The organism is Sphingobium fuliginis (genome assembly GCF_015074805.1).
Taxonomy (GTDB): Bacteria; Pseudomonadota; Alphaproteobacteria; order Sphingomonadales; family Sphingomonadaceae; genus Sphingobium; species Sphingobium fuliginis.
Genome location: NZ_CP060036.1, coordinates 188,697 through 200,412 on the forward strand (window position 1 = coordinate 188,697; position 11,716 = coordinate 200,412).

Annotated in this window: 10 protein-coding genes; 8 read left to right on the forward strand and 2 right to left on the reverse strand. The window is 67.2% G+C overall.

Annotation, left to right across the window (positions count from 1 at the left end):
* Positions 1 to 169: 169 nt before the first annotated feature.
* The 8 genes from H5V43_RS17185 (at position 170) to H5V43_RS17220 (ending at position 9,598) form a co-directional block, all read left to right on the forward strand.
* Positions 170 to 895, forward strand: a complete 726-nt coding sequence (locus H5V43_RS17185; protein ID WP_103001103.1) for a GntR family transcriptional regulator — start codon at positions 170 to 172, stop codon at positions 893 to 895.
* A gap of 159 nt (positions 896 to 1,054) precedes the next feature.
* The gene (locus H5V43_RS17190) at positions 1,055 to 2,425 is read left to right on the forward strand and encodes an amidohydrolase family protein (protein WP_025548704.1); all 1,371 of its coding nucleotides are present in this window, start codon (positions 1,055 to 1,057) and stop codon (positions 2,423 to 2,425) included.
* Entirely contained in the window at positions 2,422 to 3,744 is a 1,323-nt protein-coding gene (locus H5V43_RS17195; RefSeq protein ID WP_025548703.1) for an MFS transporter, read from the forward strand. The genes H5V43_RS17190 and H5V43_RS17195 overlap by 4 nt, the downstream gene beginning before the upstream one ends.
* 85 nt (positions 3,745 to 3,829) lie before the next feature.
* Entirely contained in the window at positions 3,830 to 4,228 is a 399-nt protein-coding gene (locus H5V43_RS17200) for a c-type cytochrome (RefSeq protein WP_025548701.1), read from the forward strand.
* Positions 4,225 to 5,460: an iron-containing alcohol dehydrogenase gene (locus H5V43_RS17205; RefSeq protein WP_025548700.1), complete on the forward strand. Its 1,236-nt coding sequence runs from the start codon at positions 4,225 to 4,227 to the stop codon at positions 5,458 to 5,460. The genes H5V43_RS17200 and H5V43_RS17205 overlap by 4 nt, the downstream gene beginning before the upstream one ends.
* Before the next feature lie 20 nt (positions 5,461 to 5,480).
* Positions 5,481 to 6,965, forward strand: a complete 1,485-nt coding sequence (locus H5V43_RS17210; protein ID WP_025548699.1) for an NAD-dependent succinate-semialdehyde dehydrogenase — start codon at positions 5,481 to 5,483, stop codon at positions 6,963 to 6,965.
* A gap of 53 nt (positions 6,966 to 7,018) precedes the next feature.
* Positions 7,019 to 9,088, forward strand: a complete 2,070-nt coding sequence (locus H5V43_RS17215) for an outer membrane protein assembly factor BamB family protein (RefSeq protein WP_044660931.1) — start codon at positions 7,019 to 7,021, stop codon at positions 9,086 to 9,088.
* Between the two features lie 33 nt (positions 9,089 to 9,121).
* A complete protein-coding gene (locus H5V43_RS17220; protein WP_025548698.1) occupies positions 9,122 to 9,598 on the forward strand; it encodes a c-type cytochrome in 477 nt (158 codons plus the stop codon).
* 33 nt (positions 9,599 to 9,631) lie between these two features.
* Here the strand turns inward: H5V43_RS17220 and H5V43_RS17225 are convergent, their stop codons facing one another.
* Positions 9,632 to 10,414, reverse strand: a complete 783-nt coding sequence (locus H5V43_RS17225; protein WP_025548697.1) for an enoyl-CoA hydratase — start codon at positions 10,412 to 10,414, stop codon at positions 9,632 to 9,634.
* Positions 10,411 to 11,598 carry a CaiB/BaiF CoA transferase family protein gene (locus H5V43_RS17230; RefSeq protein WP_025548695.1) on the reverse strand — a complete coding sequence of 396 codons (1,188 nt, stop codon included), beginning with the start codon at positions 11,596 to 11,598 and terminating at the stop codon, positions 10,411 to 10,413. The genes H5V43_RS17225 and H5V43_RS17230 overlap by 4 nt, the downstream gene beginning before the upstream one ends.
* Positions 11,599 to 11,716 lie beyond the last annotated feature (118 nt).

The following is an 11,716-nucleotide window of genomic DNA, read 5'->3' on the forward strand; positions in this document are numbered from 1 at the left end:
GGAAAAGCGAAGCGGCCGGCTGGCCCAATGGAGCATAATCGATATTGCACCTTCATTGTAGCAGGGCGGTTACGGATCGTCGCGCCGGCCCTGTCTCCTGCAAGATGGCCATCGCCATTGCGACGAAAATATCCTATATGTTCCGCATCTGACCTTATAAGCGGCATCCATGTCCGACCTTCACAACATGTCACAGCCCGCGGGCGCCCTTGGTTCCTCGGCACGCGCCGCCTCCGGACCGACGCTGGTGGAGCGTGCCTATGAGCATCTTCTCTCCATGCTGATGACGGTGAAGATCGCGCCGGGGGAACGCATTCCCATCGATACCGTCGCGCGCCAGCTCGGCATCTCGCAGACGCCGATTCGCGAGGCGCTGAGCCAGCTGGAGGCGGAGAAGCTGGTCTACAAGACCACCAATGTCGGCTACCGCGCCAGCCCGCAGATGACGCCGGAGGAGGTGCACGACCTTTATACGCTGCGCCTGCTGATCGAACCCTATGCCGCCGCCCGTGCAGCCGAGCAGATCGACGATGAGACGCTTTCCGTCCTGCAGTCGATCCAGGCCGACATGGACGCCGTGGTCGAGCGCGACGAGCAGGCCTATGCCCGTTTCGCGGAGGCGGATGCGCAGCTCCACCGGCTGATCGCGAAGGGCAGCGGGAACCGCCTGATCGAGGAGACGATCGAGCGGCTGCACGCGCATCTCCAGATCTTCCGATCGCTCTACCAGAACAGCGCCCAGCCCAATGCGCCCGAAGTGGCCGCGCGGGAGCATCAGGCGATCATCGCCGCCCTGCTGGCGCATGATCCCGTCGCGGCCGAGCAGTCGGTGCGCGACCATCTCACCTGTTCGCAGCAGCGGATGGACCGGGCGAACGGCACGTCTCGACGCTGATCGCGCGACCCCCGAGGGGGGGAGGCATCACGTGTCGGCCGAACGTTCAACGACGTGGGAAAGCCCCTTGACGGGCCCGCGGCAACCACCTACCACGGTCGCACAGGATCATATAGGATATGAAATAGATCCTGGAGAGGATGGGTAATGCGGTCAGCCATGAAAGCCGGTTTTTCACTTGTCAGCCTGACGGTCGCGATGCTTGCCGGACTTCCGGCGGCGGCGCTGGCCGAAACCAGGGTGCTGCGCGACTTCACGCTGATCGACGGCACCGGCAAGGCGCCGGCGGCGAACCAGGCGCTGGTCATGACGGATGGGCGGATCGACTGGGTCGGGCCGTCCGCGAAGCTGAAGGCGCCGGCCGGGGCGAAGGTCGAAAGGCTGAAGGGCAAATATCTGATGCCCGGCCTGATCGACAGCCATGTCCATCTGGGGCTGGTCGACGGCATCACCCAGGACCTGCAATATCAGACGGCTGAGAATATCGAGAAGCAGCTTCGCATCTACGCCGCCTATGGCGTCACCACCGTCCAGACGCTGGGGACGGAGAAGGACCTGATCTTCCCGATCCAGCAGAGGCGCAAGGGGCCCACGGCGATGTCGCGGGTCTATACCGTCGGGCAGGGCGTGGTCTTCAAGGGCAGCTATGGCGGCGTCCCCGGCCTCGACCAGTCGGTCGCCACGGCGGAAGAGGCGCGGGCGATGGTGGACAAGGAGGCGTCGAAGGGCGCAGACCTCATCAAGCTGTGGGTCGACGACGAATTCGGCATGCTGGAGGAACGCATGCCGCCCCGGATCAGCAGCGCCGTGATCGACCAGGCGCACAAGGACGGGAAGAAGACCGTCGCCCACATCTTCTATTATTCCAACGCCGCCGAACTGACGCGGGAAGGGGTGGACGCCTTCGCCCATTCCGTGCGCGACCGCGCCGTGGACGACGCGCTGCTCGGCCAGATGAAGGCGAAGGGCGTGTGGCAGATGGCCGCGACGCTGAGCCGCGAGGCGTCCTTCACCTACAGGACGCTGCCCTTCCTGGACGATCCCTTCTTCGCGCGGGGGGTGACGCCCGCCGTGCTGAAGGAACTGGCCAGTCCGGAGCGGGCGGCGAAGCTGGGCGCGGCGCCCAATTTCCCCAAATATGCGCCGACCCTGCAATATGCGATGGACAATTTCGCGCGGGAGGCGAAGGCGGGCATCCGCTACGGCATGGGCACGGACAGCGGCCCGACGGCGCGCTTTCCCGGCTATTTCGCGCATTGGGAACTGGAACTGATGGTGAAGGCCGGGGTGACGCCGATGCAGGCGATCACGGCCGCGACCAGCGCCAATGCGGAGTTCATGGGCGCCAGGGACATCGGCACCGTCGCGCCGGGCAAATGGGCCGACCTGCTGGTGCTGGACCGCGATCCCACGGCGGACATCCGCAACACCCGCGCCATCGACGCCGTCTATATCGCCGGCAACAAGGTGCCGACCATCTGGCAGACCTGCACCGGCCGCGCGGCCGATGCCTGCGGGCCCCGCCCGTGACCGGCGAGGCAAGCGTCGCAGAACCGCGCGACGCGGCCGCCGGAGCCGGGGCGGCGCGCCCGACGCGGGCGCGCCATGTCGTGCTCTGGCTGACGGTGCTCGCCTATCTCATCACCTATATGGATCGCGTCGTGATCGCCACGGCGGCCCCGGTGATCGAGAAGGAATATGGCTTCTCGCCGGTGACGATGGGCTGGATCTTCGCGTCCTTCTCCATCGCCTATGCGCTGTTCCAGATTCCGGGGGGCTGGCTGGGCGACCGGTTCGGGCCGCGCCGGGCGCTGACCGGCGTGGTGCTCTGGTGGTCGACCTTCACCGCCGCGACGGCGCTGACCTGGTCGGCCGGGTCGATGATGGTGTGCCGCTTCCTCTTCGGCATGGGGGAGGCGGGGGCCTTTCCCATCGCCACCCGGTCGCTCTCGCGCTGGATGCTGCCGTCGGAACGGGGCTGGGCGCAGGGCCTGACCCATGCGGGGGCGCGGCTGGGCGGGGCGGTGACCCCGGTGTTCGTCGCGCTGCTCATCGTCCAGTTCGGCTGGCGCATGCCCTTCATGGCCTTCGCGCTGGTCGGCATCGGCTGGGCGGCCCTGTGGTTCTTCTACTATCGCGACACGCCGCGCGAGCATCCTTCGGTCAACAGCGCCGAACTGGCGATGATCGAGGGCGCGCTGGGCGCGGGCCGGGCGCGGGTGAGCGTGCCATGGCGGCACCTGCTGGCCAATTCGCAGCTCTGGGTGCTGTCGGCCATGTATTTCTGCTACGCCTATTGCATCAACATCTTCCTGACCTGGTTCCCCAAATATCTGCACGATGCGCGCGGGTTCGACATCGCCATGATGGGCCTGTTCGCCAGCCTGCCGCTGATGGCGGGCGTGGTGGGCGACCTGATGGGCGGATGGGCGTCCGACCTGTTGGTGAAGCGCGGCGCGGGGCTGAAGATGGCGCGCCGCTCGGTCGCGGTGGTCGGCTTCCTGACGGCCGCGGCGATGATCCCGCTGGCGGCCGCCATGGACGGGCATGTGGCGAGCATCCTCTGCTTCTGCATCGCGCTGTTCGGGCTGGAGTTGACGGTCGGCGTATCCTGGGCGGTGACGCTCGACATTGGCGGCGAATATGCGGGCTCGGTATCGGCGGTCATGAACACGCTCGGCAACAGCGGCGCGGCGGTCGCGGCGGCGGTCACCGGCTATATCGTCAGCATGAGCGGCTGGTTCGCCGCCTTCGCGGTCCTCTCCGTCCTCTGCCTGATCGCGGCGGCGCTGTTCCTGCGCATCGACGCCTCGCGGAAGCTGCGTGACGGGCAGGGGGCCGAGGCGTGATGCCATCGCCGGAAATCATCCGCAGCGCCCCGGCGCTTCGGTTCGGACATCGCGCGCATGGCGCGCACGACAGGAGGTTGTTTAGGTGAAGACTTGGATATTCGCTGTGGGCATCGGCGCGGTCATCGCCGGCACGGCGGTCGCCGCCCCCGCGCCGAAGGGAAATGCCGCGCATGGGCAGCAGCTTTTCGCGCGCTGCGCCGCGTGCCACAAGGTCGGGCCGAACCCGGCGCGCTCCATGGGACCTTCGCTGAACGGCGTCGTCGGCCGCGTGGCGGGCAGTCAAGGCGGCTATGGCTATTCGCCCGCGATGAAGGCGTCGGGCATCAGATGGGACGAGGCCAGCATCGACAAGCTGCTGCAAGGTCCGGCGAAGCTGGTTCCGGGCACCAAGATGATCTTCCCCGGCATGGCCGCCGCGCAGGATCGCGCCGACATCATCGCCTATCTGAAACAATATGGCGCGGATGGTGGCAAGAAGTGAGCGACCTCCCTCCCGCCTTCGGCGCGCTGCGCCTGCCCCGCTCCGTCCTGTTCGGACGCGGGCAGCGCCACGCGCTCGGCTCCGCCGCCGGCAAGCTGGGCAAGCGCGCCCTGCTCTGCACCGACGAACGGCAGGCCGCCCAGCCTGAATTCCACGCCATGGTCGCGGACCTCCAGGCCCATGGGCTGGAGGTCCGGGTCTTCGACCGGACGATCCCCGACCTGCCGATCGGATCGATCAACGCCTGTGTCGAGGAGATGCGCGGCTTCGCCCCCGATCTGGTGGTCGGCATCGGCGGCGGCAGTTCGATGGACATGGCCAAGGTCGTCGCCGTGCTGCTGACCCATGGCGGCGACATCCGGTCCTATTATGGCGAATTCGCCGTGCCCGGCCCGGTCATGCCGCTGATCGCCATGCCGACTACGGCGGGCACCGGATCGGAAGTGACGCCGGTCGCGGTGGTGTCCGACGACGAGCGCGGGGTGAAGGTCGGCATCGCCAGCCCGCATCTGATCCCGCTGGTCGCGATCTGCGATCCGGAACTGACCGCCACCTGCCCGCCTGCCCTGACCGCCTGTTCCGGCGCCGATGCGCTGACCCATGCGGTGGAGGCCTATACGACGCTGGCGCGCCCCGCCGACCCGATGCTGACGCAGGATCATGTGTTCGTGGGCAAGAACCTGCTGTCGGATCATTTCGCGCGGCTGGCGGTCGACAACATCTTCCGCTTCCTGGAGCGGGCCTATCGCGACGGCAGCGACATGGAAGCGCGCGAAGGGCTGATGCTGGCGGCGCTGGCGGCGGGCTGCGCCTTCGGTACGGCGGGTACGGCGGCGGCGCATGCGCTGCAATATCCGGTCGGCAACCTGACGCACACCGCGCATGGCGACGGGGTGGCGACGCTGCTGCCCTATGTCATGCAGTTCAACCGGCCCTTCTGCGCCCCCGCCTTCGCCGAACTGGCGCGGACGGTGGGGCTGTCCGATGCGGCGGAAGAGGACATGTCGCAGGCGTTCATCGATGCGGTCGCGGACCTGCTTGGCCGCGTCAACATTCCACCCTCGCTCGCGGCGCTGGGGCTGAAGGCCGACCAGCAGGACTTCGTGGCGGAAAACGCCCTGAACGCCGCCCGGCTGGTCAAGAACAATCCCCGTCCCCTCGATCTCCCGGCGATGCAGAGCATCACCCGCGCCGCCTTTTCCGGCGAGCGGGCGGCGCTCAAGTCCGCCTGACTTCTCGAACAAGGTTTCCCATGACGACGCAAAGCTATAGCTGCACGACGACCGACGGCCATGCCGGTCCCTTCGCCATCCCGACCGACCTGCTGATCGGGGAGGCGTGGGTGCCCGCCGCCAGCGGCAAGCGCATCGACATCCTCAATCCCGCGACGGAGGCGGTGTTGACCTCCGTCGCGGACGCAAGCCCGGCCGAGGGCATCGCCGCTGTCGACGCCGCCGCAGCAGCAGCGGCGGACTGGGCCGCGACCCCGCCGCGCAAGCGCGCCGACATATTGCTCGCCTGCTTCCATGCGATGATGGCGGAGCAGGAATGGCTGGCGCAGCTCATATCGCTGGAAAATGGCAAGGCGCTGCCCGACGCGCGGGGGGAGGTGGCCTATGCCGCCGAATTCTTCCGCTGGTATGCGGAGGAGGCGGTGCGCATCAACGGGGAGCTGGCCGTCTCGCCGTCCGGCGCCAACCGCATCATGGTGCAATATCAGCCCATCGGCATCGCCCTGCTGATCACGCCCTGGAACTTCCCGGCGGCGATGGCGACGCGCAAGATCGCCCCGGCGCTGGCGGCGGGATGCACCTGCATCCTGAAACCGGCCGAGGAAACGCCGCTGACGGCGCTCGCCGTGGCGGAGATCATGCGCCGGGCGGGCGTGCCCGCGGGCGTGGTCAATGTCGTCAACAGCAGCGATCCGGGCCCGCTGTGCAGCGGCATCCTGCACGACCCGCGCGTGCGCAAGCTGTCCTTCACCGGATCGACCGAGGTCGGCCGCATCCTGCTGCGCCAGGCGGCGGACCAGGTCATCAGCTCCTCCATGGAACTGGGCGGCAACGCGCCCTTCCTAGTGCTGGACGATGCCGACATCGAAGAGGCGATCGAGGGCGCGATGGTCGCCAAGATGCGCAATGCGGGGGAAGCGTGCACGGCGGCCAACCGCTTCTATGTCCAGCGCGGCATCCATGACGCCTTCGTCGCGAAGCTGGCAGAGCGCATGGGCGCGATGAAGATGGGCCCCGGCACGGAAAGCGCGACCCAGTGCGGCGCGATGATCAACCGGCAGGCGATCGACAAGATCGAGCATCTGGTGGCGGATGCCGTGGCGCGCGGCGCAGAGGTCAGGCTGGGCGGCAGGACGCCGGAGGGCGCGGGCTTCTTCTACCCGCCCTCGGTGATCGCGAACGTCCAGCCGGGGTCGGAGATATTGACGACGGAAGTGTTCGGCCCGGTCGCGGCGGTGATCCCGTTCGACGATCCGGCGGAGGCGGTGGCGCTGGCCAATGCGACCGAATATGGCCTGGCCGCCTATGTCTATACCGCCGACCTCAAGCGGGGGCTGCAACTGGCCGAGCGGATCGAGGCCGGCATGGTGGCGGTCAATCGCGGCCTGGTGTCGGACGCCGCGGCGCCCTTCGGCGGCGTCAAGCAGAGCGGCCTCGGGCGGGAGGGCGGACATCACGGCCTGCTCGAATATTGCGAGGCGAAATATATCGCGGTGAGCTGGTAAGCCGCAGCCGGTCGACGGCACGGAAAAGAGAGAGGGAAGGGGCCGAAAGCGCGATGTTCAAGATGACCCGACGCAGGCTGTTGGGCGGGACGGTCGCCGTCGCCGCAAGCATCGGCACGGCCCCGATGCGGCGCGCCATGGCGCAGGATCTGCCCGGCGGGCCGGACACCGAATGGCGCCATTATGCCGCCGATCAGGCCAATACGCGCTATTCGCCGCTCGACCAGATCAACGCCGATAATTTCAGCGATCTTCAGGTGGCCTGGAGCTTCAAGACGGACATATTGGGGGCGCGCAAGGAATATCAGTTCGAACCGACGCCGCTGCTGGTCAAGGGACGGCTGTTCCTGACCGCCGGGTCGCGCCGCGACTGCGTCTGCATCGACGCGGCGACGGGCGAACTGCTCTGGATGTTCCGCAAGGACGAGGGGCAGCGCGCGCTCAATTCCCCGCGCCAGCTTTCGGGCCATGGTTGCTCCTATTGGACCGACGGCAAGCAGGAGCGCATCCTGTTCGTGACCATCGGCTATCAGCTCGTCTCGCTGGATGCGGCGACCGGCATCCCCGATCCGGCCTTTGGCGTGAACGGCGTGGTCGATCTCAAGAAGGATTTCGATCAGGAGATCGATCCGGAAACCGCCGATGTCGGGCTGCACGCGACGCCGCTCGTCGCCCGCGACACGGTGGTGGTGGGCGCGGCGCATACGGCGGGCGACGTGCCGGCGGTGCGCAAGAATGTGAAGGGCTATGTGCGCGGCTTCGACGTGCGCACCGGCAAGCGCAAGTGGATATTCCACACCATCCCGAAAAAGGGCGAATATGGCTATGACAGCTGGCTGAACGGCGACGCCGACGAAGCCGGCAATGGCGGCGTCTGGGCGGAAATGTCCGCCGACGAGGAACTGGGGCTGGTCTATGTGCCGGTGGAGCTGCCCACCGGCGACGAGATGGGCATGTTCCGGCGCGGCAACGCCCTGTTCGGGGAATCGCTGGTCGCGCTGGACCTGGAGACGGGCGTGCGGCGCTGGCATTATCAGCTCGTCCATCACGGCCTGTGGGACCGGGACATCCCCTGCGCGCCGATCCTGTGCGACATTCCGGTGAACGGCAGGACGGTGAAGGCGCTGGCGCAGCCGACCAAGCAGTGCTTCCTCTATGTGCTGGACCGCACCAACGGCCAGCCGATCTGGCCCATTGTCGAGCGGCCGGTGGAGGCGGGCGACGTGCCGGGCGAATGGTATGCCAAGACCCAGCCATTCCCGACCAAGCCCCCCGCCTATGACGTGCAGGGCGTCGGCATCGACGACCTCATCGACTTCACGCCGGAACTGCGCGCGCAGGCGGTGGAACTGGTGAAGCAGTACAAGATCGGGCCGCTCTACACGCCGCCCGTGGTCAGCAAGCCCGGCCGCTGGGGTACCATATCCGCGCCCGGCATCCAGGGCGGGACCAACTGGCCGGGCGGCTGCTACGATCCGGAAAGCCATACCGTCTTCGTCTATTCGAAGACCCAGCCCTCCGTGATCGGCATCATCCCGAACGAAGACCCCAGCGTCTCCGAATTTCCGCATGTGCACGGCATTGCCGGGTCCGAAGTGCGACCGCAGGTGGCGATGGGCGCGGCGGCGCCGACGCCCTTCATGCGGCCCCCGGCGGCGAAGCCCGGTTCGGGGCCGCCGCCCGGTTTCCTGACCGTGCAGGGCCTGCCGCTGCTCAAGCCCCCCTATGGCCGCATCACCGCCATCGACCTTGGCAAGGGCGACCTCAAATGGCAGGTCGCCCATGGCGAGACGCCGGACAATGTCCGCAACCACCCGGCGCTCAAGGGCCTGAAGATTCCCCGCACCGGCCGGGCCGGCAATCTGGGGCCTCTGTGCACCAAGAGCCTGGTGATCTGCGGCGAGGCGGGCTTCTACACCAATGAATATGGCATCCGGGGCGCGATGCTGCGCGCCTATGACAAGGCCACGGGCGAGGAGAAGGGCGCGGTCTACATGCCCGCGCCGCAGAGCGGATCGCCCATGACCTATATGCTGAACAACCGCCAATATATCGTCGTTGCCATTGGCGGCGGCAATTACAGCGCCGAACTGGTGGCGTTCCGACTTCCAGGAATGGCTTAATGGCAGGAATGGCTTGATGGCAGGAGTGGCTCGATGGGCAAGGTGACGCGGGGATATTGGCTGGCGGGCGCGCTGCTGCTTGCGGGCGGCGCGGTCGTGACGCGCGCGCAGGCGCCCGAGCGCCATGTCTGGACCGGGGTCTATACGAAGGATCAGGCCGAGCGCGGCAAGGCCGCCTATGCGGAGAATTGCGCGGCCTGCCATGGCGAAACGCTGGCCGGGATCGACGTCGCGCCCGCTCTGGTCGGGCCGACCTTCCTCAACAACTGGAACAACACGTCCGCCGGCGATCTGTTTGCGCGCATCCAGACGACCATGCCGCTCAACGCGCCGGGCAGCCTGGGCGGGCGGAAGGTCGCGGACATCGAAGCCTATATGTTCGAAGCCAACGGCTTTCCCGCCGGCGACCTGGCGCTGCCGCCCAATGCGGCGCTGATGCCCAATGTCAGGATCGTGGCGCAAAGGCCCGAACCGGCCAAGCCCGCGCCGGAATGCAAATGCGGTAAATGACGGCCGGGCGGCGTCCCGCCGCCCGCTTCCCCATCAGGCGCCGGTCCAGTCCGGCACTTTCTTCGTGCGCGCCAGGAAATCGGACACGCCCCGCCGGAAATCGGCGCTGCCATAGACCTCCGCAATCAGATCCTCGACATCGGGCAAAGCCCCGAAGGCCATGCGCCGGATCGTCTCCTTCGTCGCGCGGGTGGTGAGCGGCGCATTTTCGGCGGCCCGCCGCGCCAGCGCGTCGGCCTCCGCGTCCAGCGTCTCCCGCTCCACGATCCGCAGCAGGAAACCGCTGGCGAGCAGCTCCTCCGCCGTCAGCATCTCGCCCAGCAGCACCATGCGCTTCGCCCGTTGCACGCCGACCGCCGCGCCGATCCGAGCGACGCTGGCGGCGGAGAGGCAGTTGCCTATGGTGCGGCCAATGGGAGAGCCGAAGCGCGCATCGCGGGTCGCGATCCGGAAATCGCAGGCGGAGGAGATGTTGATGCCGCCGCCCACGGCCCAACCCTCCACGACCGCGATGGTGGTGCAGGGTATGGCGTCGACCGCGCCCATGCATTCGTCGATGTCGCGCTCATAATCGACGCCCTGCCGGCCGGTCGTATAATCCGCGAATTTGGAAATGTCGGTGCCGGATATGAACGCCTTCCCCCCGACGCCGCGGAACACCGCGACGCGGATGGAGGGGTCGGCCGCTATGTCCCGCGCCGCGTCGCGCAGGTCGTGCCACATCGCGCCGGTCAGCGCATTATGGGCGGCGGGATTGTCGAAGCGGATATGGGCCTGATTGCCCCGCTTCTCGTAAATGAGGCGCGCCTCGCTCATTTCGCGGCTTCCCGCTGCGGGGCGAGCAGGCCCTTTTCCACCAGTTCCTGCCGGATCAGGTCGCTATGTTCGTTGAGCAGCGGCGGGGGCAGGCGGACCTCCTGCGGCGTGCCGCGCATCTTCACCGGGAAGCCCAGCGCCTTGAATTCGCCCTCCACCGGATGGGGCACCTGCATCACCATCTCCCGCGCGACGGCCTGTTCGCTGGTCACCGCCTCGCCATAGTCGAGGATCGGCGCGGCGGGAACGCCCGCCGCCAGCAGGGCGTCGATCCATTCCTGCCGCGTGCGGGTGAGGAAGGTGGGCGCAAGATCATCGATCAGCGCGAGCCGGTTGACGACGCGTGCGGCGTTGCTGGAATAGCGCGGATCGTCCTGAAGCTCCGGACGCCCGAGGACGTCGAGGAAGGTCAGCCACAGTCCCTGATTGGCCGCGCCGATGACGAACCAGCCGTCCGACGCCTGCATCGCCTGATAGGGGGCGGACATGCGGTTCGCCGAACCGATGGGCGTGGGCGACTTGCCCGTGCCCCAAAGCTCCGTCGTCTCCCAGATCGAAAGGCCCAGCGCCGCTTCCAGCAGGGAGGCGTCGATATATTGGCCCTGCCCGCTCTTTTCCCGGCCGATAATGGCGGAGAGGATGGCATAGGCCGAGAAAAGACCGGCGCCCAGATCGGCCACAGCGATGCTGTTCTTCGCCGGTTCCATGCCGGGAAAGCCGTTGGAGCTCAAAATGCCCGACATGGCCTGCGCGATCAGGTCGAAGCCGGGACGCTGCGCCCATGGGCCGGTCTGGCCGAAGCCGGAAATGCTGGCGTAGACGAGGCGCGGATTGATCTTCGCCAGCGTGTCATAGTCGATGCCCAGCCGCGCCGCGACGCCGGGGCGGGCATTTTCCACCAGCACGTCGGCGCTCTTCACCAGCGCATAGAGCACTTCGCGATCGGCATCGTCCTTCAGGTTGAGGGCGATGCTGCGCTTGTTGCGGTTGAGCGCGAGGAAACCGGGGCTGTCCTCCCCCTTCAGGCGGAAGCCCATCGAATGCCGGGTCGAATCGCCCGTGACCGGGGGTTCGATCTTGATGACGTCGGCGCCCATGTCGCCCAGCAGCATGCAGCAGAACGGGCCTGCCATGACCTGCGAAATGTCGAGTACCCTGATGCCCGCCAATGGCAGCGTCGCCATATTCCTTCTCCCTTATGCGCCATACGGGGGCGCCGATTTTCCCGTGCAGATCATATTGTATATGATTTAACCCTCTGCTAGCATTACTAAGACAAAAGAACAACCGGGCTTGTCGACC